Here is a 24223-nt window from a genome sequence, read left to right on the forward strand (position 1 = left end):
CCGTTCTGTGCGTGGAGAGGCCGCCGTCGTGCGGCACACGCGCGTGCCCGTCTTTTTCCGCCGGGAAACCCCTGATGTCACCCAGGTGTTGACGCGCCCCCTCTTCACCACCGGAACTCACTCGAACTCGAAGTGGAGTGCTCCCTTCCATGAAGGCTTCTCGTATCGCCGCCGCCGCTGCCGTCGCCGGCTCGGCCGTTCTCGTCCTGTCCTCCCCCGCCTTCGCGCACGTCTCCGTGCAGCCGGAGGGCACGGCCGTCAAGGGCGGCTACGCGGTCGTCGACTTCAAGGTCCCGAACGAGCGTGACGACGCCTCGACCACCAAGCTGGAGGTCACCTTCCCGACCGAGCACCCGCTGGCGTCCGTGATGCCGGAGCCGATCAGCGGCTGGACCGTCAAGGTCACCAAGTCGAAGCTGGCCAAGCCGGCCGAGATGCACGGCGAGACGATCACCGAGGCCGTCACCAAGGTCACCTGGACCGCGACCGGCAAGGGCGTCGAGCCGGGCTACTTCCAGAAGTTCCCGGTCTCCGTCGGCATGTTGCCCATGGACGCCGACCAGCTCGTCTTCAAGGCGCTGCAGACGTACTCCGACAAGCAGGTCGTGCGCTGGATCGAGGTCCAGAAGGACGGCGAGGAGGAGCCCGAGAACCCGGCTCCGACGCTTGCGCTGACCTCCGCCGCCACCTCCGCCTCCGGCGCGACCGCCGAGGACGCCTCCGAGAAGACCGAGAACACCGCCGCCGACACCACGTCCGCCGCCGACTCCTCCGACACCACCGCCCGCGTCCTCGGCGTGGTCGGCATCGCCGTCGGCGCGGCGGGCGTGGCGTACGGCGTTCTCGCCGGTCGTCGGCGTACGACCGTCTGAGGCCCGTCACTCATGGCGCGCACAGGGGTCCGTGCGACTCTTGCGTACGGCCCCGGTGCGCGCCGGAGCTCTCACAACTGGGACATTTCTCTATGCGCAAGAAGACGTTCGCGGCGGCCGTTCTGCTCGCCGCCGCCACCCTGACGCTCTCCGCCTGCGGCAGCGGCGACGACGGCCAGAGCCCCGTCTCCGTGGTCGGCGGGGACACCGCGACACAGGCCGCCACCGTGCTCGACACCCCGTTCGAGAAGCCGGACCTGGTGCTCACGGACACGCACGGCAAGAAGTACGACCTCCGGGCGGAGACCAAGGGCCGGCCGACGCTGATCTACTTCGGCTACACCCACTGCCCCGACATCTGCCCGCTGACGATGAACAACATCGCCGTGGCGAAGAAGGCGCTGCCCAAGGCCGAGCAGGACAAGCTGCGGGTCGTGTTCGTGACCACCGACCCGGCGCGGGACACCCCGTCGGAACTCGGCAAGTGGCTCAAGGGCATCGACACCCAGTTCGTCGGCCTGACCGGCGACTTCGCGACCATCCAGGCCGGCGCCCGCACGATGGGCATCTCCATCGAGCCCACCTCGAAGGACAAGAACGGCAAGCTCGTCTCCGTCCACGGCACGCAGGTCGTCGCGTTCTCCCCGAAGACCAACGGCGGTTACCTGCTCTACGGCCAGGACACCACCGTCGACGACTACACCAAGGACCTCCCCAAGATCATCAAGGGGGAGACGCCGTGAGGCGGTTCGCCGGGCCCGTCGCGGTGCTGACCGGCGCGCTGGTCCTCACCGGCTGCGGCGGCTCGGACGACACGAAGGCCCAGCTCTCCGTCAGCTCCGCCTACATCCCCCAGCCGGTCTCCGACATGGCGGCGGGCTTCCTGGACATCGCCAACAAGGGCGGCGCGAAGGACGAGTTGACCTCCGTCACCAGCGACCTCGGCCCGGTCTCCGTGCACGAGACGGTCGGCCAGGCGATGGAGGAGGTCACGTCCCTCGATGTGCCCGCACACGGTCAACTCGTGTTCAAGAGCGGGGGCAACCACCTTATGTTCGACAAGCTGAAGCACACGCTGAAGCAGGGCGACAACGTGACCGTCAAGCTGCACTTTGCCAAGTCCGGCCCGCTCACGGTTGAGATGCCCGTGAAGTCGGCGACGTACAACCCCACGACCGGGCACTGAGGGAGGGACCCCCACCTTGAAGACGACCATCACCCCCCGCGTCCGCAACCTGGTGCTGCTGCTCCTGGCCGTCACCGGCATGCTCTTCGCCGGGGCCGGGACGGCGTCCGCGCACGCCGCGCTGACCGGCAGCGACCCCAGTTCGGGGGTGGTGGTCGACAAGGCTCCGACGCAGATCTCGCTCACCTTCTCCGAGAAGGTGGCGACGAACGACAACTCGCTGCGCGTGCTCAACCCGAAGGGCAAACGCGTCGACGTCGGCAAACCGTCCAACATCAGCGGCACGACGTACGCCATCCAGGTCCGCAGCGGGCTGCCCGACGGCACGTACACGGTGGCCTGGCAGGTCGTGTCGGCCGACAGCCACCCCGTGGCCGGCGCCTTCACCTTCTCCGTCGGCGCCCCCTCCAGGACCACCGTCTCGGTCTCCGACCAGGACGTCGGCGGCGGGCTCGTCGGCGGGCTGTACGGCTTCGGGCGCTACATGTCGTACGCCGGCTTCATCGTCATGGTGGGCGGCGCCGCCTTCATCCTGGCCTGCTGGCAGCGGGGCGCCGGGGTGCGCGCGCTGCAGCGGCTGGTCGTCTCCGGCTGGGTCTCGCTGACCGCGGCCACGCTCTCGCTGCTGCTGGTGCGCGGCTCGTACACGACGACCGGGAAGTTCGGCGACATCTTCAACCTGAACCTCCTCGGCCAGGTGCTCCAAACCAAGACGGGCGCCGCGCTCGTCTCCCGCCTGCTGCTGCTCGCCGCCGCCGCGCTGTTCATCGCCGTGCTCTTCGGGGCTTACGACAAGCGGGAGGACGAGGAGAAGCGGGACCTCACCTTCGGGCTCTCCATCGGCGGCGGTGTGGTGGCCGCCGGGCTCGCCGCGAGCTGGGCGCTGGCCGAGCACGCCTCGACCGGGCTGCAGCCCGGCATCGCGATGCCCGTCGACGTCGTCCACCTGCTGGCCGTGGCGACCTGGCTCGGCGGTCTGTCCGCCCTCCTCGTCGCGCTGTACCGGGCCCCCGCCGACAACCGGGTCGGACGGAGTGCCGTACAGAACTTCTCGCGCATCGCGTTCGGCAGCGTCATCGCACTCGTCGCGACCGGCATCTACCAGTCCTGGCGCCAGCTCGGCTCCTGGTCGGCGTTCACCGACACCGGCTACGGACAACTGCTGCTCGTGAAGATCGGCCTCGTGGCGCTGCTCGTCGGCATCGCGTCGATCTCCCGCCGCTGGACGGGACGGCTCGCGGACACGGCCGAGACGACCGAGACGGTCGTAGAAGAAACGGAAGCCGGGGAGTCCGAGGAACGCGAGCCGGAGAAGGAGCACGTCACCGCGTCCGCCAAGGCCGCCGACTCCGGTGCCAAGGCGTCCGCCACGGCCACCGTCTCCACAGCCACCGACTCCACGACCGTCGACGCCTCGGCCGAGGCCGATTCCCACGCGACCGGGTCCGCCGCGACCGGCGACTCCAAGCGCGCCGCCCAACTCGCCCGCCAGCAGGCCGCCGTGGACACCACACGGCAGAAGCGGCTGCGGGACGCCGACCCGAACCTCTTCGGACTGCGCCGCTCGGTGCTCGCCGAGGCCGCCGTCGCCGTCGTCGTCCTCGCCGTCACCACGGCCCTGACGGCCACCGAACCGGGCCGCACCGAGGAGGACGCCAAGGCGGCCAAGGCATCCGCTTCCTCGGCCGCGAACACCTCGTCCTCGGGCGCCCTGACCCTGGACATGTCCTTCGACACCGGAGGCACGGACGGCAAGGGCGTCATCCGGCTCGACCTCGACCCCGCGCGCGTGGGCGGCAACGAGATGCACGTCTATGTACAGCGCCCCAACGGCCGGGCCTTCGACGTGCCCGAGGTGAAGGTCGCCTTCACCCTCGCCGCCAAGAAGATCGGCCCGCTGCCCGTGACGCCCGACCGCATCACCACCGGGCACTGGGCCGCGAACGGAATCCAGATCCCCATGGCGGGCGACTGGAAGATCTCGGTGACCGTGCGGACCTCCGACATCGACCAGACGACCGTCGACAAGAACGCGCAGATCGGCTGAACCACGCCATGCCTGACCAGTCCATTCCCGAGGCCCCGACCGTAGAGGCACCCCCCGGGGAGGCCGTTTCCGAAAACGCCTCCCCCAGGGAGGGCGTTTCCCGCCGACAGCTCCTCGGTACGGCCGGTGCCACCGGGCTCGTGCTCGGTGCGGCGGGCGGGGCCGTGGGGTACGCGTCCGCACCGGCCGGAGCCACACCGCTGACCTCGCTGGGCGCGGACATGGCAATGTTTCACGGGAAACATCAGCCCGGCATCACCGAGGGCCTCCAGGCGCGCGGCCATCTCGTCGCCTTCGACCTGGCGGCGGGCGCGAGCCGCAAAGAGGCGGCGGCTCTGCTGCGCCGCTGGTCGACGACCGCCGAGCGGCTGATGGCGGGTGAGGCGGCGGCGCACGACGACACGGAGGTCGCCCGGGACGCGGGGCCCTCGTCGCTGACGATCACCTTCGGCTTCGGCAACAGCTTCTTCTCCCGTACCGGGCTGGAGAAGCAGCGGCCCGTCTCCCTCGACCCGCTGCCCGACTTCTCCTCCGACCAGCTCGACAAGGCGCGCAGCAACGGCGACCTGTGGGTGCAGATCGGCGCCAATGACGCGTTGGTCGCCTTCCACGCCCTGCGCACGATCCAGAAGGACGCGGGCAGCGCGGCCAAGGTCCGCTGGCAGATGAACGGCTTCAACCGGACGCCGGGCGCCACGGCCCACACGATGACCGCCCGCAATCTGATGGGCCAGCTCGACGGCACCCGCAACCCCAAGCCGACCGAGTCCGACTTCGACAAACGGATCTTCGTGCCGGCGTCGGGATCGACCGACCCGACGTGGATGGCGAACGGCTCCTACGCCGTCGTACGCCGTATCCGCATGCTCCTCGACGACTGGGAGAAGCTGTCGGTCGGCGCTCAGGAGGATGTCGTGGGGCGCCGCAAGTCCACTGGGGCACCCCTGTCCGGGGGCGGCGAGACGACCGCGATGGACCTGGAGAAGACCGACGCGAAGGGGGCCCTGGTCGTCCCCATCAACGCGCACGCCCGGATCGCCCGCCCCGACCAGAACGGCGGCGCTGCGATGCTCCGGCGCCCCTTCTCGTACCACGACGGCATCGCCGCCGACGGCACCCCGGACGCCGGGCTCCTCTTCGTCTGCTGGCAGGCCGATCCCTTGCGCGGCTTCGTCACCGTGCAGCGGAAACTCGACCGCGGTGACGCCCTGTCGACGTACATCCGGCATGAGGCGAGCGGTCTGTTCGCGGTGCCGGGCGGGGCGGCGAAGGGCGAGTACGTGGGGCAGCGGCTGCTGGAGGGGTGAGCCCGTCGCCCTCACGGGTGGCTGGGCAGGGAAGCGTGTACCGGGTTTCGCAAGGCCCATTAGGGTGAGGTCATGCCAGCCAGCTACGCGTATCTCGGCCCTGAGGGCACCTTCACCGAAGTCGCCCTGCGGACGCTTCCCGAGACGGCCACCCGGGAGCTGATCCCGTATGTGTCGGTGCAGTCCGCCCTGGACGCGGTGCGCAACGGCGAGGCCGAGGCCGCGTTCGTGCCGATCGAGAACTCCGTCGAGGGCGGCATCACCACCACCCTGGACGAGCTGGTCGCGGGCGCGCCGCTGATGATCTACCGCGAGGTGCTGCTGTCGATCACCTTCGCGCTGCTGGTCAGGCCGGGCACGAAGATCTCCGACATCAAGACGGTCTCCGCGCATCCCGCCGCCCAGCCGCAGGTCCGCAACTGGATGAAGGCGAACCTCCCGGACGCCCTGTGGGAGTCGGCGGCCTCGAACGCGGACGCCGCCCGGCTGGTCCAGGAGGGCCGCTACGACGCCGCGTTCGCCGGTGAGTTCGCCGCCGCCCGGTACGGTCTCGAGGCCCTGGAGACCGAGATCCACGACGCGGAGAACGCGCAGACCCGGTTCGTGCTGGTGGGCAGGCCGGCCCGCCCGGCGGCCCCGACCGGCGCGGACAAGACCTCGGTCGTGATCTGGCAGCGTGACGACCACCCCGGCGGTCTGCGCGACCTGCTCGGCGAGTTCGCCACCCGGGGCATCAACCTCATGCTGCTCCAGTCCCGCCCGACCGGCGCCGGCATCGGCAACTACTGCTTCTGCATCGACGCCGAGGGGCACATCTCCGACCGCCGGGTGGCCGAGGCCCTCGCGGGGCTCAAGCGGATCTGTCTGCAGGTGCGCTTCCTCGGTTCGTATCCGCGCGCGGACGTCGGCGTGGACGGGGTGCGGCCGCTCTTCCCGGCGACCTCGGACGAGGACTTCCTGGCCGCGGCCGACTGGGTCGCGCACTGCCAGGACGGCCGTTTCTGACCGGCGGCACCCCGGTAGTACCTGCGTATCTTCGTTATCCACAGAAGTTATCCACAGGTCCGCTTCTCGACCTGGGGACAAGTCGACAACGAAGCACGATCCAGTCGACAAATCTCCCTACAGGCCGTCCACGCGTCCACCGGCGCGTAGGTCACTCTTCGTCCACCTGTTTCCTACGGGCAATCCTATGGAGCGACGCATTTCCACCCGAAAGTGGATGGGAGGCACTTTTGGGGCAGGAATTACCCACCGCGCGAAACGTTCTGGAAATGATCGTTTTCGATGTCCACAGATCTTTCGCACACCCTGTGGATAACTCTTCCGGGATGTGGATTCCTGTGGACAACCGCGACCTCAAGTCCCGTTTCCCACAAGGGATTCGAGTCAACAGGCCGCCGCACGCCTGCCCCGTTCCAGGGAGCGGGACGCTTTTTCGTTGACCCGCGCCGACGCCCGGGAACACTCCGCGCAATTACCCCATAACTACATGTAAGCCGCAGTTCGGAATACCGAGTCGTGAGCCGGAACCTGTCACCGGTAGCCTGGTCCGCGTGATTGACCTTCGCCTGCTCCGTGAGGACCCCGACCGTGTGCGCGCGTCCCAGCGCGCCCGTGGAGAGGACGTCGCGCTCGTCGACGCTCTCCTGTCCGCCGACGAGCGGCGCAGGTCGTCCGGCGTCCGCTTCGACGAGCTGCGCTCCGAGCAGAAGGCGCTCGGCAAGCTCATCCCCAAGGCCTCCGGCGACGAGAAGGCCGAGCTGCTCAAGAAGACGGGCCAGCTCGCCGCCGACGTCAAGGCGGCCGACGCCGAGCAGCACGAGGCGGACGAGGAGACCAAGCGCCTCGCGCTCCAGCTCGGCAACCTCGTGCACCCCGACGTCCCCGTGGGCGGCGAGGAGGACTTCGTCGTCCTGGAGACGCACGGCACGATCCGCGACTTCGGCGCCGAGGGCTTCGAGCCCAAGGACCACCTGGAGCTCGGCGAGGCGCTCGGCGCGATCGACGTCGAGCGCGGCGCCAAGGTCTCCGGCTCGCGCTTCTACTACCTCACCGGCGTCGGCGCCCTCCTCGAGCTGGCGCTCGTCAACGCGGCGATCGCGCAGGCCACGGAGGCCGGCTTCATCCCGATGCTGACCCCGGCGCTGGTCCGCCCGCGCGCCATGGAGGGCACCGGCTTCCTCGGCCAGGCCGCGGAGAACGTGTACCACCTGGAGAAGGACGACTTCTACCTGGTCGGCACCTCCGAGGTCCCCCTCGCCGCGTACCACATGGACGAGATCCTCGACGCGGAGAAGCTCCCGCTGCGCTACGCGGGCTTCTCCCCGTGCTTCCGCCGCGAGGCCGGGACGTACGGCAAGGACACGCGTGGCATCTTCCGCGTGCACCAGTTCGACAAGGTCGAGATGTTCTCGTACGTCCTCCCCGAGGACGCGGAGAACGAGCACCAGCGGCTCCTGGACTGGGAGAAGCAGTGGCTCACCGCCCTCGAACTGCCCTTCCAGGTCATCGACGTTGCCTCGGGCGACCTGGGCTCGTCGGCGTCCCGCAAGTTCGACTGCGAGGCGTGGATCCCGACCCAGGGCAAGTACCGCGAGCTGACCTCGGCGTCCAACTGCGACAGCTTCCAGGCCCGCCGCCTCTCCGTGCGCCTGCGCGACGGCAAGAAGGTGCAGCCGCTGGCCACGCTCAACGGCACGCTGTGCGCCGTACCGCGCACGATCGTGGCGATCCTGGAGAACCACCAACTGCCCGACGGTTCGGTGCGTGTGCCCGAGGTGCTGCGTCCGTACCTGGGCGGCCGTGAGGTCCTGACGCCGGTCGCCAAGTGACAGCCGGCTTCCCTTACCGGCTGATCGCGACCGACCTCGACGGAACGCTCCTGCGCTCCGACGAGTCGATCTCGTCGCGCACCCGGGACGCCCTCGCCGCGGCGGGCGCGGCACACATCGTGGTGACGGGCCGCGCGGTCCCCTGGACCCGGCACATCCTGGACGACCTCGGCTACGAGGGCCTCGCGGTCTGCGGCCAGGGCGCCCAGGTCTACGACGCCGGGGAGCACCGCCTGCTGACCTCGGTCACCCTGGACCGGCAACTCGCCGGGGTGGCACTCGCCAAGATCGAGGCGGAGGTCGGCCCGCTGTACCTCGCGGCGAGCCGGGACGGCCTGGACGGCGAGGTGCTGGTCGGCGACGGGTACGCGGTCACGGGCACGCTGCCGTCGACGCCCCTCTCGGACGTGTCCGAGCTGTGGGCGGCGCCGCTGAACAAGATCTACGTCCAGCACCCGACCCTCACGGACGACGAACTCGCCGAGGCGGCAACGCTCGCCGCCGGCGGTTTCGTCTCGGTCGCGATGGCCGGCGCGGGCATCGTCGAACTCCTCCCGCTCGGCCTCACGAAGGCGACCGGTCTGTCGTTGGCGGCCCGCCGCCTGGGCCTGAAGGCGGCCGACACGATTGCCTTCGGCGATATGCCGAACGACATCGCGATGTTCGGGTGGGCGTCCCATGGCGTGGCCATGGCCAACGCGCATGAGGAGCTCAAGGCGGTGGCGAACGAGGTGACGTCTTCGAATGAGGAGGACGGGATCGCGGTGGTGTTGGAGCGACTGCTGAGCTGAGGTCGTCGTATGGCTGCGGGCCGGTGGGGGCTGGTCGCGCCCGCGCGGCGGAGCCGCAAGTCGATACGGCCCCGCGCCCCTTGGGTGGGCGCACCGGTCCTTGGCTTCGCATGATGCGCAGTTGCAGTGACAACGTCTTGCGGAGGATGCACGGATCGAACGTGCGCGGGCTTTCCAGGCCCGACCATGACTCGCTGTTAATTGAACACAGCGCAAGCCCGTGCCTTACCACTCGGCCAATCCTCCGGGAGGGCGGCCCACGCGATAATGAGTCGCGTGCTCGAAGCGGCCGCCCCGGGCAGCTCCCCGTGGTGGGCGGCTCGACGGAGGGGTAACTACTCCGGAGACCGCCGCGGGCTGCCCTGAAGGGAGTTGGACGTACTGTCTGGCATCGACATCGTCCAGCTCCTCTCCCAGTCGGTGGCGCCGGCTGATCCGGCGTCGACACAACAACTGTGCCTGTACGCCGAGTTGGGCGCCACCGAATAAAAGGGCGGCCGTGTGACAGTCAGCGTCGGCGCCACCTGCGCCTGCGCGCCTTGCTGAAGAACCATCCCGCGGGCGGCTCGTCCGAGCGCCAGGGCTGTGGCTCGGGCGACTCGTTGCGCCAGCGGGCCGCGAGCATCCGGGCCCGGGCGGACGGCTCGGCCGTCTCGGCGGACCGTATGAAGTCGTCGTCCAGGACCAGCTTGTCCCAGCCGTCCCCGGACTCCGCCTGACCGCCGCCGTACGTAGCCTCTCCGGCCATCCCCGTTCCTCCTAGCCACGCGTCCTGTTTGCCCAGTGTGCCCGGACAGAGATGAAGCCCCCGTCAAGATCAGGACCTGTCATCTCCGCAGCAGGCCTGTCGTCCATCAGGCCCTGTCACTCCTCGCCGGCGAGCTTCAGCGAGCGCAGCTTCTGGCCGGCGTACCAGGTGGCTCCCGCGGTGACCAGGACGAGGAACACCGTCGCCGTGGTCAGTCCGACGTCCGAGGTCACCAGGTCGCCGCCGGACACCTTGTGGGCGACGGCCAGGGACCACTGCTGGACGCTCAGCGTGCGGGCGCCGGCGACCAGGGAGCCGAACAGGGCCTCCCAGACGAGGGCGTAGACGAGCCCGAAGACCACCGCGTGCCGGGAGACCGTGCCGAGCAGCAGGAAGAGGGCCGCGTAGGCGATGGAGGCGACCAGGGCGGCCACCGTGAAGGCCACGGCGATCTGCTGGCCGTTGCCGTTGAGGATGAACCCGGCGATCAGCATGGGCACGGCCGAGAACACCATGGTCACCGCGACCGCCACGATCAGCTTGGTGAAGATGATCGTCGGCCGCTTCAGCGGCTTGGACAGCAGGTACACCACCGAGCCGTCGTCGATCTCCGGTCCGATCGCGCCCGTGCCCGCGATGACGCCGATGATCGGCACCATCGTGGCGAGGCCGAGCCCGCCCAGGACGTCGACCGCGGTCTGGTCGTCGGCGCCGGTGAGGCCCCGCACGACCACGGAGATCGCGATCAGCAGGAAGGGCAGGGCGCCCAGGATGAGGGCCCGGCGCCGGCCGAGCAGGGCCCGGTAGGTGAGTCGGGCGACTGTGGGGTCGTACATCTCTTGGCCTCCTACGCCGCGACGAGATACGAGAAGACGGACTCGAGGGACTCGTCCGACGGCGAGACCGTGAGCAGCCGGATGCCGTGGTCCCTGGCCACCCGGGGCAGCAGGGCCGTGAACCGGCCGAAGTCGACGGCCTGGATGCGCAGCGCGCCCTCGGCCAGGTCGACCTCGATGCCGGACGTCGACGGGTCGGCGATCAGCGCGGCCGCGAGAGCGCGGTCGTCGCTGGAGCGGACCAGGTAGCGGTGCGGGCGGTCGGTCATCAGGCGGCGGATCTTGCGGAAGTCGCCGCTGGCCGCGTGCCGTCCGGCCACAACCACCTCGATGTGCCAGGCGAGTTGCTCGACCTCTTCGAGGATGTGGGACGAGAACAGCACCGTGCGGCCCTCGTCGCCCATCCGCCGCAGCAGGTCCATGAGCTGCATGCGCTGGCGCGGGTCCATGCCGTTGAAGGGCTCGTCGAGGAGCAGGAGCGAGGGGTCGTGGACCAGGGCGGACGCCATCTTCACGCGCTGGCGCATGCCCTTGGAGTACGTGGAGATCTTGCGGTCCTGCGCGTACTCCATCTCGACCGTGGCGAGCGCCTTCTGGGCCGCCTTGGCTCCCAGGCCGTGCAACTCGGCGTTGGCGACGACGAATTCGCGTCCCGTGAGGAAGTCGTACATCGCCTCGCGCTCGGGGACGATGCCGATGTGCTTGTAGATCTGCTCGTTGCGCCACACCTGCTGGCCGTCGAGGGTGACGCTGCCGGTGGAGGGGGCGAGGAAGCCGCCCATCATGTTGATGAGGGTGGACTTTCCGGCGCCGTTGGGGCCGAGGAGTCCGGTGACTCCGGGGCCGACGTTCATGGTGATGTCGTTGACGGCGACCACGTTGCCGAACCAGCGGGAGACGTGGTCGATGGAGAGCGTGGTCACAGGCCCACCTTCCGGTAGCGGCGGATCAGGAGGCCGTAGGTCGCGGCGATGAGGCCCAGGACGGCGAGGACGTAGACGACGCCTTCCGCGTGGGTGGGTCCGACGCCTCCGGGGAACGCCGACGTCGCTCCCAGGAAGGCCGACTGGAGTCCGTCGATGAGGGTGACGGGCGAGAAGAGGCCTATCCAGGCGATGGCGTTCGTGGCGTTCTGCGCGTCGGCGATCGCCTGGAGGGTGGAGACGGCGCCGTAGGAGATGGTCAGTACGGCGATGACGGCCGCGATGCCGAAGCCCCGGCGCGGGGTGACCGCGGCGATGACCAGGCCGATGCCGGCGAAGAGCAGGGAGAGGAGGGTCACGGAGACGAGGCCCTGGGCGAAGCCCTTGGTCTGGTCGGCGAAGTCGAGCTTCGCGAGCAACGCTCCTACGTAGAGCACGATCAGAGGGGCCGCGGTCAGGATGAACATGGCCGAGGCGAGGGCCGCGAACTTGGCCCTTACGTAGTCGGCGGTCTCGATCGGCCGCGAGAAGTACAGCGGCACGGTCTTGAAGCGCAGGTCGCGCGAGACGGACTGCGGTGCCTGGGAGGCGACGTAGAGGCTGATGACGGCCTGCATGATGATCGCGTAGCGCGTGTAGTCGACGGGCAGGTCCTTGGCCTTCGTGGCGACCGCGACGGCCACCATGATGGCCGCGGGCACGCACATGACCACGAACAGCAGCATCGGCAGCACCTTGGACTTCACCGAGCGGCCGAGGCCGTAGGAGCCGCGCAGGGACTGCGAGTAGAGGGAGCGGCGGGCGTAGGCGCGGCCCAGGCGGGGGCCGTCGTAGTGGCGGTAGCCGATGTTGTGGATACGGGTCTGGTCGCCCGGCTGGGGGACCAGGGGCTGGTCAATTGCCATGGCCTACGGCCTCCTTCCGCTCTGCGTCGTGGCCGGCGCCCGTGTCGGTGCCGGTGTCGGTGAAGACCTCGGAGATGTGGTGCCGGCGCTGCTCCATGCGCACCAGGCCGAGGCCGAGGTCCGCGATCACGTCCCGGACCACGTCGTACGTCTCCTCGCCCGAGGCCGTCAGGAGCAGGACGTGGCCCGCGCCGGGCAGGCCGCTGCTGTCGTGGGTGTCCACCCCGCGCGCGTGGAGCGCGTCGCGCACCGCGCGGGTGCCGTCCGGGTGCTCGTCGGTGTCGGTGACCTCGATGGCGAGGGTCGTCGTGGTCTGGGTGAAGTCCGTGGTGGAGCTGGACCGCAGGAGCTTGCCGCCGTCGACCACGATCACGTGGTCGCAGGTGCGCTCCAGCTCGCCCAGCAGGTGCGAGGTCACCAGGACCGAGATGCCGAAGTCGGTGTAGATGCGGCGGATGAGGCCGAGCATCTCGTCGCGGCCGACCGGGTCGAGGCCGTTGGTCGGCTCGTCCAGGAAGACCAGTTGCGGGTCGTGGACAAGGGCCTGCGCGAGCTTGACGCGCTGCTTCATGCCCGTCGAGTAGCCGCCGATGGGGCGGTAGCGCTCCTCGTACAGACCGACATGGCGCAGGGTGTCGGCGGTGCGCTCGCGCGCCGCGGTCGGTGGCAGGCCGGACATGCGCGCCATGTGGACGACGAACTCGGTGGCCGAGACGTCGGGCGGCAGACAGTCGTGCTCCGGCATGTACCCGACGCGCTCACGGATGTCGGCACCCTTGGTGGCGACATCGAGGCCGAGCACTTCGGCTCGGCCCTCGGAGGCGGGGGACAGACCCAGCAGGATCTTGATCAAGGTCGACTTGCCGGCTCCGTTGGCACCGACGAGCCCCGTCACACCGGGGCCGACGTCCACGGAGAGCCGGTCAAGCGCGGTCACCCTTGGGAACCGCTTGCTCAGGCTTTCGGTCGCGATCACAGTCACGTCTACGAAGGTAGTGACGCGGACCACTGCGGTCGTCACCCCGCAGAGCTGTACTCGCGTCAGACTCCAGACGTACGGGCCCGTAGGGGATGCCCTGCTTGAGAGCTACGCGGGGACGCCTGGGCGTTTGTCCACAGGTGGAGATCAGGCCTATTGACGGAGCCTCTAACAACTGTCACATTCACCAGTGTCAAGTTACGAGCACGTACCGCAGTCGATGTGGACAGGTGGGGCGGTGGCATGACTACGGCGGTGACACGCGAACTCTCCGCGGAACTGCGGGGGTTCAGGGAGGTCCAGCGGCTGGCGTACGAGTGCGCCGAAGCCGTCGCGGCCCGACTGGAGCCCGGGGTGACCGAGCGCGACGCGGCGCGGATGCAGCGGTCGTGGCTGCGCGCACGGGGAGTGCGGGACTGGTTCCATCTGCCCTTCGCCTGGTTCGGCGACCGCACGGCGTTCACCAACTTCCGGGTGCCGCTGCAGTTCTTCCCCACGGGCCGGCGTCTTGAGCCCGGCATGCCGTTCATCCTGGACATGGCCCCCGTGTACAAGGGCTTCACGGCCGACATCGGCTATTCGGGCTCCCTGGGCGGCAACCCGGTGCAGGACCGGCTGATGGCCGACCTGGAGGCGCACCGCGCACTGCTCCTGCGCGAGGTGCGCGAGCGGCGCCCGTTGCGCGAGATCTACGAGGACGTGGACCGCCTCATGGTCCGCCAGGGGTATGCCAACCGGCACCGCGCGTATCCCTTCGGCGTGATCGCGCACAAGGTCGACCGGGTGGCCGAACGCCCTTGGTCCCCGCGCCTGTTCGGGTTCGGCACGCAGTCCCTGAAGGGCCTCGCGAGCGACGCGCTGCACGGCCACCGCGACGGCTGGTCCCCGCTGTGGTCGCCGTACCGCTTCTCCGACCATCCCCCGCACCCGGGCCTGTGGGCGGTCGAACCGCATCTCGGATTCCGGGGCACGGGCGCCAAGTTCGAGGAGATCCTGGTCGTCACCGACTCCAAGGACCCCGAACAGAGCGCCTTCTGGCTCGACGACGATCTGCCGCACGTGCGGCGCTGGGCGGAGGACAAGTGACGCTTGAGGGTGCGCGCGAGCGCCGGGTGCGGACCGGCGGAGTCGAGCTGTGCGTGGCCGAGTTGGGGGACCCGTCGAACCCGACGGTGGTCCTGGTGCACGGTTACCCCGACAGCAAGGAGGTCTGGTCCGAGGTGGCCGGCCGCCTCGCCGACCGCTTCCACGTCGTGCTCTACGACGTCCGGGGGCACGGCCGGTCGACGGCCCCGCAGCCGCTGCGGGGCGGGTTCACCCTGGAGAAGCTCACGGACGACTTCCTGGCGGTCGCGGACGCGGTCAGCCCGGACCGGCCGGTGCACCTGGTGGGGCACGACTGGGGTTCGGTGCAGTCCTGGGAGTTCGTCACCGTCGGGCGCACGGAGGGCCGTATCGCCTCCTTCACGTCGATGTCCGGGCCGTCCCTGGACCACTTCGGGCACTGGATCAACAAGCGCCTCACCCGGCCCACCCCGCGCCGCGTCGGCCAACTCCTGGGCCAGGGGGCCAAGTCCTGGTACGTGTACCTGCTGCACACGCCCGTGCTGCCCGAACTCGCCTGGCGCGGCCCGCTCGGCAAGCGCTGGCCGAAGATCCTGGAGCGCGTCGAGAAGGTCCCGCGCGGCGACTACCCGACCTCGTCGCTCCCCACGGACGCGGCCCACGGCGCCTGGCTCTACCGGGACAACGTCCGGGCCCGGCTGCGCAGGCCACGCCCCGACGCGTACGCGCACGCGCCCGTGCAGCTCGTCACGCCCCTGGGGGACGCGTTCCTGTCCGAGCGGCTCTACGACGAACTGGAGCTGTGGGCACCGGGGTTGGTGCGCCACACGCTGCCCGCCAAGCACTGGATCCCACGCACGCGTCCCGATCAACTGGCCTCCTGGATCACCGAGTTCGTGACCGCCAACGAGGGCGACCGGCCCGCGCCGACGCCGGCGACCGGCAAGTACGTCGAGCGGTTCGGCGGGCAGCTCGTGCTGGTCACGGGCGCGGGCAGCGGTATCGGGCGGGCCACGGCGTTCGCCTTCGCCGAGTCCGGCGCGCGCGTGGTGGCCGTCGACCGGGACGCGGAGAGCGCGGCCCGCACCGCCGAACTGGCCCGCCTGATCGGCGCCCCCGAGGCCTGGGCGGAGACGGTCGACGTCTCCGACGAGCAGGCCATGGAGAAGCTCGCCGCGAAGGTCGCCGCCGAGTACGGCGTGGTGGACGTCCTGGTGAACAACGCCGGAATCGGACTCTCCGGTTCCTTCTTCGACACCACCCCGGAGGACTGGAAGAAGGTCCTCGACGTCAACCTGTGGGGAGTGATCCACGGCTGCCGGCTCTTCGGGAAACAGATGGCCGAGCGCGGCCAGGGCGGCCACATCGTCAACACGGCCTCGGCGGCGGCGTTCCAGCCCTCCAAGGTGCTGCCCGCCTACAGCACCTCCAAGGCGGCCGTGTTGATGCTCAGCGAGTGCCTGCGCGCGGAACTGTCCGGGCAGGGGATCGGTGTCTCGGCGATATGCCCGGGCCTCGTCAACACCAACATCACCTCGACCGCGCACTTCGCCGGGGTCGACGCCGACGAGGAGAAGCGGCGCCAGAAGAGGTCGGCGCGCCTGTACGGGCTGCGCAACTACCCGCCGGAGAAGGTCGCCGACGCGATCCTGCGGGCGGTCGTCCGCAACCAGGCCGTCGTGCCCGTCACTCCGGAGGCGCGCGGCGCCCGTCTGATGTCCCGGTTCGCCCCGCGCGCGCTGCGGGCGATGGCCCGGCTGGAGCCGCCGCTGTGACCTCCGCGGACGAGCACCACGCCGGCGAACACCACACGATCGCGCCCCGCCGGGTCTCCTTCGACTGGTCGCGCACGCCCCTGCACTGGATCCCGGACGAGCCGACCGCCACCCATGTCCTCAACGTCCTGCATCTGCTGCTGCCGGCGGGGGAGCGGTGGTTCGTGAAGGTCCTCAAGGAGGGCCTGCCGCTGGTCGAGGACCCCCGGCTCCGCGCGGACGTGAAGGGGTTCATGGGCCAGGAGGCCACGCACAGCGTCCAGCACGCGCACGTGCTGGACCGGCTCACGGCCCAGCGGTTCGACACCGCGGACTTCACCCGGCACGTCGACTTCCTCTTCGAACGGCTGCTCGGCGAACACCCGCCGCTGGGCGCGCCGGTGCCGGAGCGGGAGTGGCTGCGCTTCCGGCTCGCGGTCGTCGCGGCGATCGAGCAGTTCACGGCGGTGCTGGGCGACTGGATCCTGACCGCCGAGGGCCTCGACCGGGCCGGCGCCGACGAGATCATGCTGGACCTGCTGCGCTGGCACGGAGCGGAGGAGGTCGAACACCGCGCGGTCGCCTTCGACATGTTCCAGCACTGCGGCGGCCACGGCCTCCCCCGCTACGCGCACCGCGTCGTGGGCATGGCGGTGACGGCCCCCGTGATGCTCGCCCTGTGGGCCTGGGGCACGGCCTACTTGATACGCCACGACCCCCAACTCCCCGGCCACGTCCGCTACTCCCTCACCGAACACAACAAGGCCGTACGAAAAGGCCTGCTGCCCACCTGGAGATCGCTCGGCGCGGCGGTCCCCCGCTATCTGCGGCGCTCCTACCATCCGTCCCGGGAGGGGTCGTCGAGCCGGGCGGCGGAGTACTTGAAGCGCTCACCGGCGGCTCGGGCGGGGGCCGCGTGACCTCCGGGTCCGGTCCTGACTCCGGTCCCCGCGAGCCCACTTACCGCATCGAGGACCTCGCCCGGCTCAGCGGTGCCACCGTCCGGACGATCCGTGCCTACCAGGACCGCGGTCTGCTCCCCCGGCCCGAGCGGCGCGGGCGGGCCAATGTGTACGCCGGCGTCCATCTCGCCCGGCTCCGGCAGATCGCGGACCTGCTCGACCGCGGCTACGGACTGGCCTCCATCAAGGAGTTGCTGGACGCCTGGGACGCGGGCCGGGGGCTGGGCGGGGTGCTCGGGCTGGTCGCCGAGGTGGACGGGCCGTGGACCGACGAGGAAGCGGTCCGGGTCTCGCGCGCCGAGCTGGAGCAGCGCTTCGGTGGCACCCCGGACGCCACGGCCGTCGCCGAGGCCGTCGAACTCGGCGTGCTGGAGCCGGTCCCCGGGGACCCCGACTCCTTCCTCGTGCCGAGCCCCCAAGAGCTCGCGGTGGCCGTCGAGTTGTACGCCTCGGGGGTTCCCCTGTCCGCGATCTCGTCCCACCTACGGGAGTTGAGGGTCCAGGTCGAGCACATCGCCTCCCGTTTCCTGGAGTTCACCACCGAGCACGTCTTCGCCCGCTACCTCGACGGACCGCACCGTCCGACGGACGCGGACGCCACAGAAGCGGCCTCACTCGTACGACGACTGCGCCCCCTCGCGCGGCAGACCGTGGACGCCGAACTCGCCCGCGCGATGCGCCTGTTCGCCAACCGGTCCCTGCGCCGGCACCTCGGGGCGGCGGAACCCTCGCGCCCCGTGTCCTCGTCACGTTCCGTGGCCGTGCCCGAGACGACAATGCGGGCCGTGGAGGCGCTGGTTGGTACGGCGAAGGCGGCCGAGTTCATCGCGCTGGCGGCTGAACGGGAGCTGCGGGCAAGGGCGTTGGATGCGCTCATGCCAAAGGGTGGCCCCCCGACCGATCTTGACGAACAGGGGTGACATGACAGGGAGTTGTCCACAGAAACGCCAATTCCCCTGTGGATAACTACAGTTGGTTGTGGATCAAACATCGGCCGCAAAATAAAATGCGTGATCCACGTCTCTCGCGTCATGCTGACCGGATGGATGAAAGACGCACCGTGAAGGTGTCGAAGTACCTCTCCAAGCATCTGCGCCACCAGCCCGAGCGGATCGGGCTCACGCTCGACGAGGCCGGCTGGGTCGAGATCGACACGCTGATCGCGGCCTGTGCCGCGCACGGGTTCCGGTTCAGCCGCGAGGAACTCGACCATGTGGTGGCCACGAACGACAAACGCCGCTTCGCGATCGAGGGCACCCGTATCCGCGCCAGCCAGGGCCACAGCATCGAGGTCGACCTCGGACTGCCCCCGGCCACGCCGCCGGCGTACCTCTTCCACGGCACGGTCGCGCGCAACCTGGACGCGATCCGGACCGAGGGGCTCAGGCCCATGAACCGCCACGCCGTACATCTCTCCGCCGACCGCGAGACCGCGACCCGCGTGGGCGCCCGCCGCGGCCGGCCCGTCGTGCTCTCCGTGGACGCGGGCGCGATGCACAAGGACGGCCAGGTGTTCCGGGTCAGCGAGAACGGGGTGTGGCTCACGGAGGCGGTGCCCGCGCGCTACCTGCGGTTCCCCGAGTCGCACTGACCCCGTACGGCCGGAGAAGACCTACGAAGGTCAAGGAGGCCCGAGGAGCCCGAAGAGTGCTGACCCGCTATGGCCTCGGTCGCACTGCCCCGGCATGATCAGTGGTATGGACCACTTCCCCACCACCGAGGCCGCCGTCACCGCCCTCCGTGCCCTCGCCGCCGAGTACGCGCGCGAGATCGAGGTCACCCATGACATCGGCGCCGACCAGACCTCACGCCGTACCTCCGCGGGCTTCGGCGTCACCACCGACCCGGACGGCTCGCTCCCGCACGAGGCCTTCGTCGAGTTCGGCGGGCTGCCGCGGGTGAGTGTGCGGCTCTATCCCGAGGACGACGCCCTGATCACGGTCGAGGGCATCGCCTGCCCCGACATCGCCCGCGACGACGTCCCCGCCTTCCTCCGCTCCGTCTTCGACGGCCGTGCGTACGTCAAGACCCGCCGCTTCCCGCCCGCATGCCGCTTGATCGTCCCGCTGCCCGGCGACCGGACGCACGAGGAGTGGATCTCGATGATCATCCTCACACCATGGCTCAACAGCCGCATCCAGTGACGGTTTCACGTGAAACACGCACGGCCCATAACCTGGGAATCATGAGCCTGCGCCTGAGCACCGTGATCCTCCCGTACCGCCGCTGGAACGAGGGGAGCCGCGAGGCATGGCAACGCGCGGAACAGCTCGGCTTCCACACCGCCTACACCTACGACCACCTGTCCTGGCGCACCTTCCGGGACGGCCCGTGGTTCGGGGCCGTCCCGACGCTGACCGCCGCCGCGGCCGTGACCGAGCGGATGCGGCTGGGCACCCTCGTCACCTCGCCGAATTTCCGGCACCCGGTGACCCTCGCCAAGGACCTCATCTCGCTCGACGACGTCTCGGACGGGCGGGTCACCCTCGGCATCGGCGCGGGCGGCACCGGCTTCGACGCGACCGCGCTCGGGCAGGAGCCGTGGACCCCGCGTGAGCGGGCCGACCGGTTCGGGGAGTTCGTTCCGTTGCTGGACCGGCTGCTCACCGAGGACTCGGTGTCGTACGAGGGGGACTTCTACTCGGCGCACGAGGCGCGCAACATCCCGGGCTGTGTGCAGCGGCCCCGGCTGCCCTTCGCGGTGGCCGCCACCGGTCCGCGCGGGCTGAAGCTCGCCGCCCGGTACGGGCAGGGATGGGTGACCACCGGCGACCCCAGGCTGTTCGAGAACGGCACGTCTGAGCAGTCGGTCCAGGCCATCCGCGGGCAGGTCGAGAGACTGGCCGACGCCTGTGCGGCGATCGGCCGGGAAGCGGCGGGGATCGACAAGATCCTGCTCACCGGTTTCACCCCGGACCGCAGCCGTCCGCTGGAGTCCCTCGGCGCCTTCGTCGACTTCGCGGGCCGGCACCAGGAACTGGGCTTCACCGACATCGTGATCCACTGGCCCGTCCCGGACTACGCCGACTTCGCCGCGGACGAGAAGATCTTCGAGCAGATCGCCATGGAGGCTCCGACGCAGCTCCGCTGAGTCGGCACCGCCGCACCGCGCTCCGCCGGGACCGTGGAGCGCAACGGCCCTGGTGGGGGCGGTAACCACTCACCTGTGCACACTCCCGCACAGCCGTGCGGGCATATGCGGGAGAATGGCCCGGTGACCTCAGCTACTCGACAGCCCGAGACCCCGGCCTCCGCCGTCCCGCCACGGCTGATCGCCACCGACCTGGACGGCACTCTCCTGCGCGACGACAAGTCGGTGTCCCCCCGCACGGTGGCGGCCCTGGCGGCGGCCGAGGAGGCGGGTATCGAGGTCTTCTTCGTCACCGGCCGCCCGGCCCGCTGGATGGACGTCGTCAGCGACCATGTCCACGGCCACGGCCTGGCGATCTGCGGCAACGGCGCGGCCGTGGTCGACCTGCACGGCGGCCCCGGCGCCCACCGCTTCGTGAAGGTCCGCGAACTGGCCCGGGAGAACGCCCTCGACGCCGTACGACTGGTGCGCGAGGCGGCGCCCGGGACCGTGTACGCGATCGAGCAGACCTACGGCTTCTACCAGGAGCCGGCGTATCCGAAGCTGCACCTGGAGATCCCGGACACCCTCGCCCCCGCCGAGAAACTCCTGGCTCCGGACGCCCCGGGAGCCGACGAACCGGTGCTGAAGATCCTCGCGTTCCACCCCGAGCTGGACCCGGACGTCTTCCTGGACGTCGCCCGCCTCGCCCTCGGCGACCGCGCGAACGTCACCCGCTCCAGCCCCAGCGCCCTGCTGGAGATCAGCGGGCCCGGAGTCTCCAAGGCGAGCACGCTCGCCCTGTGCTGCGCGGAGCGCGGTATCGCGCCCGAGGAGGTCGTCGCCTTCGGGGACATGCCGAACGACGTCGAGATGCTCACCTGGGCGGGACGGTCGTACGCGATGGGCAACGCGCACCCCGATGTGCTCGCGGCGGCCTCCGGGCGGACCGTCGACAACAACGAGGACGGCGTGGCGGTCGTGATCGAGCGAATGCTGGCGGAGCGGCGGTAACTCCCGCCGCCGTAACGGGCGTGGTCCTGGAGCGCGCCCCTTACCCGGGCAATCCGTGGCCTAACCGAGCGGAACTCCTCGCTGTGCCAGCCAGGGCAGCGGGTCGAGCGCCGATCCCAGCTCGGGGGTGACCCGCACCTCGAAGTGCAGATGCGGGCCGGTGGAGTTGCCGGTCGTGCCGGACTGGCCGATCCACCGGCCGGTGGTGACGCGGTCCCCCTGGTCGACGGTGACGGCGGCGAGGTGGGCGTACTGCGTGTAATAGCCGCCCGGGTGCTCGATCACGATCTGGATGCCGAAGGCGCCGCCGCAGGACACCCGGACCACCCGGCCCGCTCCGGCCGCCCGCACCGGCGTGCCGACGGGCACCGCGAAGTCCTGGCCGGTGTGCCGGTTCGCCCAGCGGGAGCCGCCGCTGCCGAAGCCCGCGGACAGTTCGACCGTCTCCACCGGCGCGACCCATGAGGTGGTGACCCGGTTCGGCGGCTGGTCGAGACGGACGGCGCCCCGGCAGGTGCCCGCCGCGACCGAGGCGTCCGCCTGGCCCTGCAACTGCCCGCGCGCCTCGTCGAGTCTCCGCTGGATGCCCTGCTTCAGGTCGGCGAGTTCGGCGTTCCGCTTCTCCAGTGCCCGCCACTGCGACGCGGCCTTCGCCTCGTCGGCCGCGAGGCGTACCTCGGCCCGCCGGCTCCTGCCGATCGCGTTGCCGACAGCGAGATCCGCCTGCGAGAAGACATGTTGATCGCGCATCAGATCCTCGGGGCTGTCCGCGAGGATGATCCGGGCCGCCATCGGGATCCCGCCTCCGCCGCGGTACTGTGCGCGGGCGATCCGGCCCAGGTCCTCGTGCAGCCGTGCGGTCTCCCGTCGTTCGCCGTCGAGTCGGTCCTCGGCCTGTTGGGCGCGGGCCCGTTGCGCGTCCGCCTCCTGCCGCCCGGCCTCGTACTGCTGGGTCGCCAGGGCGGCGTCCTCGTACAGCCGCGCGACCTGCGCGCTGACGCCCGCGGCGGGCTGATCGTCGTCGCCGGGGCGGGCCGCCAGAACGGCGATCGCGCACAGCAGCACCGGAACGAGCAGTGGATGACGGCGAGATGAGCGCATGTCAGCGATCGTGACCCGCGCGGGGGACGAGGGCCCTGTTCAAGTCGTACGCATGGGGGACGCGTTGCTGCGAACGGCTCAGCACAATGCCGTGGTGAGGGGCTCAGTGGGGCGCCTGCCACACCACCGTCGTACCGCCGCCGTCCGCGCCGATGCCCGGCCCGTACCAACTGTCGCCGCCCAGGGATTCGGCCCGCCGTTTCAGGTTCTTCAGCCCGCTGCGCCGGCCGCCCGCGGGGATGCCTACGCCGTCGTCCGCGACGGTGAGCCGTACGCCGGGCCGTCCGTCCGGCAGCGTCGCGGTCGCGTCGACGACGACCTCGATCCGCGCCGCCCGCGCGTGCCGGAACGCGTTGGAGAGGGCCTCGCGCAGGGCCGCGATGAGGTTCTTGCCGGTGAGGTCGCCGACCGTCGTGTCGACCGCGCCGACGAAACGGTGCGCGGGCCGGAAACCGAGCGGCACGGCCGCCATGTTGATCTCCCGCAGCACCCGCGTGCGCAGCCCGGACGGCGCCTCTGCGGGGCCCCGCTGGAGCGCGAAGATCGCGGTGCGGATCTCCTGGATGGTGACGTCGAGTTCGTCGACGGCGTTGCCCACACCGTGCCGCACCTCGGGCACGAGCGGCCCGCGCCGGGCGCCCTCCAGCATCATCCCGGTGGCGAACAGCCGTTGGACGACCAGGTCGTGCAGGTCACGGGCGATCCGGTCGCGGTCCTCGTACACCGCGAGCCGTTCCCGGTCGCGTTGTGCCTCGGCCATCATCAGCGCGAGCGCGGCCTGCGAGGCGAACTGGACCGCGAGGGTGCGTTCGGCCTCCGTGAACCGCCGCTCGCCCTGCGCGCGGGGCGTGACCAGGGCCCCCAGAACGCGCCCTCCGCTCTGCAGGGGCAGCGCCATGATCGGCCCGTACGCGCGCGCGAGGGCGCTGAGCATACGGGGATCGGTGGCCGCGTCCGCCACGAACACCGGCTGTCCGGCGAGGAGTTGGGCGACGATCTCGCTGTCCGGTGGGACGACCCTGCCGAGTTGGTCCGACGGCTGTTCCGAGGCCACGGCGACGATCTCCATGCCGCCCGCGTCGGCGGGCAGCAGGACGATCCCGGCCGCCGACCCGGACAACCGGCGAGCCTGTTCCGCGACGACCTGGAGGGCCTCCTCGGCGTCCCCGCCGGACAGCAACGCGGTCGTGACGGCCACCGACCCGTCGATCCACCGCTCGCGCTGCTGGGCGGCCTCGTACAGCCGGGCGTTGCCGACGGCGATACCGGCCTCGGTCGCCAGCACCCGGACCATGGTGACGTCGTGGTCGTCGAAGGGGGCCCCACCGCGCTTCTCGCCGAGATACAGGTTCCCGAAGACCTCGCCCTGGACGCGGATCGGAACACCGAGGAAGCCGCGCATCCGCGGATGGTGCTCGGGGAAACCCCAGGACCGGGGATCCTCGGTCACGTCCGCCAGCAGCACCGGCTCCGTCTCCCGGATGAGCGCGCCGAGCAGTCCCTTGTGCCCGTCGGGGAACCGCCCGATGCGCCGCGCGGTCCCCGCGTCGACCCCGTGGAAGACGAAGTCCGCGAGGGCGTCGCCGTCCTCGTCGACGACCCCGATCCCCGCGTAGCGCGCGTCCGTGAGAGTCGCCGCCGCCTCGCAGATCCGCTCCAGCGTGGAGTGCAGTTCGAGCCCGCTCCCCACGGACCGCATCGCCTCCAGCAACTGCGGCACCCGCACGGCCAGTTCGGCCGACAGTCCCGAGGCGGGCGACGGGGGACCGGGACGCTCGGCGGCTGACATACCCCGAGCCTAATTAGTCCTCTTTGTCACGGAAAGTCGA

23 protein-coding genes and 1 tRNA gene are annotated in these 24223 nt (G+C 70.4%); 16 read left to right on the forward strand and 8 right to left on the reverse strand.

From position 1 onward, the window contains the following. The first annotated feature begins 149 nt into the window (after window positions 1-149). The 8 genes from OG223_RS26515 to OG223_RS26550 all read left to right on the forward strand — a co-directional run bounded on the left by OG223_RS26515 (window position 150) and on the right by OG223_RS26550 (window position 9037). Window positions 150-872: a YcnI family copper-binding membrane protein gene (locus OG223_RS26515; protein ID WP_329253497.1), complete on the forward strand. Its 723-nt coding sequence runs from the start codon at window positions 150-152 to the stop codon at window positions 870-872. Window positions 873-964: 92 nt separating this feature from the next. Continuing rightward, window positions 965-1615, forward strand: a complete 651-nt coding sequence (locus OG223_RS26520) for an SCO family protein (protein ID WP_329253500.1) — start codon at window positions 965-967, stop codon at window positions 1613-1615. Next, a complete protein-coding gene (locus tag OG223_RS26525; RefSeq protein WP_329253503.1) occupies window positions 1612-2058 on the forward strand; it encodes a copper chaperone PCu(A)C in 447 nt (148 codons plus the stop codon). The genes OG223_RS26520 and OG223_RS26525 overlap by 4 nt, the downstream gene beginning before the upstream one ends. A gap of 16 nt (window positions 2059-2074) precedes the next feature. Then, a complete protein-coding gene (locus tag OG223_RS26530) occupies window positions 2075-4105 on the forward strand; it encodes a copper resistance CopC/CopD family protein (RefSeq protein ID WP_329253506.1) in 2031 nt (676 codons plus the stop codon). Window positions 4106-4113: 8 nt separating this feature from the next. After that, window positions 4114-5412, forward strand: coding sequence for an iron uptake transporter deferrochelatase/peroxidase subunit (gene efeB / locus OG223_RS26535; protein WP_329253509.1), 1299 nt, complete (start codon window positions 4114-4116; stop codon window positions 5410-5412). Window positions 5413-5484: 72 nt separating this feature from the next. Continuing rightward, entirely contained in the window at window positions 5485-6417 is a 933-nt protein-coding gene (pheA, locus tag OG223_RS26540) for a prephenate dehydratase (protein ID WP_329253512.1), read from the forward strand. A 551-nt stretch (window positions 6418-6968) separates the two neighbouring features. Next, a complete protein-coding gene (serS, locus tag OG223_RS26545; RefSeq protein ID WP_329253515.1) occupies window positions 6969-8246 on the forward strand; it encodes a serine--tRNA ligase in 1278 nt (425 codons plus the stop codon). Then, a complete protein-coding gene (locus OG223_RS26550; RefSeq protein WP_329253518.1) occupies window positions 8243-9037 on the forward strand; it encodes an HAD family hydrolase in 795 nt (264 codons plus the stop codon). Before serS ends, OG223_RS26550 begins: the two co-directional genes overlap by 4 nt. A 140-nt stretch (window positions 9038-9177) precedes the next feature. On the opposite strand, the gene OG223_RS26555 is transcribed toward OG223_RS26550, so the two are convergent. The 6 genes from OG223_RS26555 to OG223_RS26580 form a co-directional block, all read right to left on the reverse strand. Then, a tRNA-OTHER gene (locus OG223_RS26555) sits at window positions 9178-9283 on the reverse strand. A gap of 262 nt (window positions 9284-9545) precedes the next feature. Next, complete coding sequence (locus OG223_RS26560; protein ID WP_329253521.1) at window positions 9546-9785, reverse strand: SGM_3592 family protein; 240 nt, start codon at window positions 9783-9785, stop codon at window positions 9546-9548. A 116-nt stretch (window positions 9786-9901) separates the two neighbouring features. Then, window positions 9902-10621, reverse strand: coding sequence for an ABC transporter permease (locus OG223_RS26565; protein WP_329253524.1), 720 nt, complete (start codon window positions 10619-10621; stop codon window positions 9902-9904). An 11-nt stretch (window positions 10622-10632) separates the two neighbouring features. Beyond that, complete coding sequence (locus OG223_RS26570) at window positions 10633-11544, reverse strand: ABC transporter ATP-binding protein (RefSeq protein ID WP_329253527.1); 912 nt, start codon at window positions 11542-11544, stop codon at window positions 10633-10635. Continuing rightward, window positions 11541-12449 carry an ABC transporter permease gene (locus tag OG223_RS26575; RefSeq protein WP_329253530.1) on the reverse strand — a complete coding sequence of 303 codons (909 nt, stop codon included), beginning with the start codon at window positions 12447-12449 and terminating at the stop codon, window positions 11541-11543. Before OG223_RS26575 ends, OG223_RS26570 begins: the two co-directional genes overlap by 4 nt. After that, on the reverse strand, window positions 12439-13425 hold the full coding sequence (locus tag OG223_RS26580; RefSeq protein WP_329265484.1) for an ABC transporter ATP-binding protein: 987 nt from the start codon (window positions 13423-13425) through the stop codon (window positions 12439-12441). The genes OG223_RS26575 and OG223_RS26580 overlap by 11 nt, the downstream gene beginning before the upstream one ends. Before the next feature lie 246 nt (window positions 13426-13671). Between OG223_RS26580 and OG223_RS26585 the strand changes: the two genes are divergently transcribed. The 8 genes from OG223_RS26585 to OG223_RS26620 all read left to right on the forward strand — a co-directional run bounded on the left by OG223_RS26585 (window position 13672) and on the right by OG223_RS26620 (window position 21293). Beyond that, window positions 13672-14514, forward strand: a complete 843-nt coding sequence (locus OG223_RS26585; RefSeq protein WP_329253533.1) for a M24 family metallopeptidase — start codon at window positions 13672-13674, stop codon at window positions 14512-14514. Next, window positions 14511-16268 carry an SDR family oxidoreductase gene (locus OG223_RS26590; RefSeq protein ID WP_329253536.1) on the forward strand — a complete coding sequence of 586 codons (1758 nt, stop codon included), beginning with the start codon at window positions 14511-14513 and terminating at the stop codon, window positions 16266-16268. Before OG223_RS26585 ends, OG223_RS26590 begins: the two co-directional genes overlap by 4 nt. Then, window positions 16265-17167, forward strand: a complete 903-nt coding sequence (locus tag OG223_RS26595) for a metal-dependent hydrolase (RefSeq protein ID WP_329253539.1) — start codon at window positions 16265-16267, stop codon at window positions 17165-17167. Before OG223_RS26590 ends, OG223_RS26595 begins: the two co-directional genes overlap by 4 nt. Then, window positions 17164-18129, forward strand: a complete 966-nt coding sequence (locus tag OG223_RS26600; RefSeq protein ID WP_329253542.1) for a MerR family transcriptional regulator — start codon at window positions 17164-17166, stop codon at window positions 18127-18129. Before OG223_RS26595 ends, OG223_RS26600 begins: the two co-directional genes overlap by 4 nt. Before the next feature lie 122 nt (window positions 18130-18251). Then, window positions 18252-18800, forward strand: a complete 549-nt coding sequence (locus tag OG223_RS26605) for an RNA 2'-phosphotransferase (protein ID WP_329253545.1) — start codon at window positions 18252-18254, stop codon at window positions 18798-18800. A gap of 106 nt (window positions 18801-18906) precedes the next feature. Then, a complete protein-coding gene (locus tag OG223_RS26610; protein ID WP_329253548.1) occupies window positions 18907-19353 on the forward strand; it encodes a hypothetical protein in 447 nt (148 codons plus the stop codon). 41 nt (window positions 19354-19394) lie between these two features. After that, window positions 19395-20300, forward strand: coding sequence for an LLM class flavin-dependent oxidoreductase (locus OG223_RS26615; RefSeq protein WP_329253551.1), 906 nt, complete (start codon window positions 19395-19397; stop codon window positions 20298-20300). 105 nt (window positions 20301-20405) lie between these two features. Then, entirely contained in the window at window positions 20406-21293 is an 888-nt protein-coding gene (locus OG223_RS26620; protein WP_329253554.1) for a Cof-type HAD-IIB family hydrolase, read from the forward strand. A 60-nt stretch (window positions 21294-21353) separates the two neighbouring features. On the opposite strand, the gene OG223_RS26625 is transcribed toward OG223_RS26620, so the two are convergent. Continuing rightward, a complete protein-coding gene (locus OG223_RS26625; RefSeq protein ID WP_329253557.1) occupies window positions 21354-22394 on the reverse strand; it encodes a M23 family metallopeptidase in 1041 nt (346 codons plus the stop codon). A 103-nt stretch (window positions 22395-22497) separates the two neighbouring features. Continuing rightward, entirely contained in the window at window positions 22498-24183 is a 1686-nt protein-coding gene (locus OG223_RS26630; RefSeq protein ID WP_329253560.1) for a sensor histidine kinase, read from the reverse strand. Window positions 24184-24223 lie beyond the last annotated feature (40 nt).

Source organism: Streptomyces sp. NBC_01478 (assembly GCF_036227225.1).
Lineage (GTDB): Bacteria > Actinomycetota > Actinomycetes > Streptomycetales > Streptomycetaceae > Streptomyces.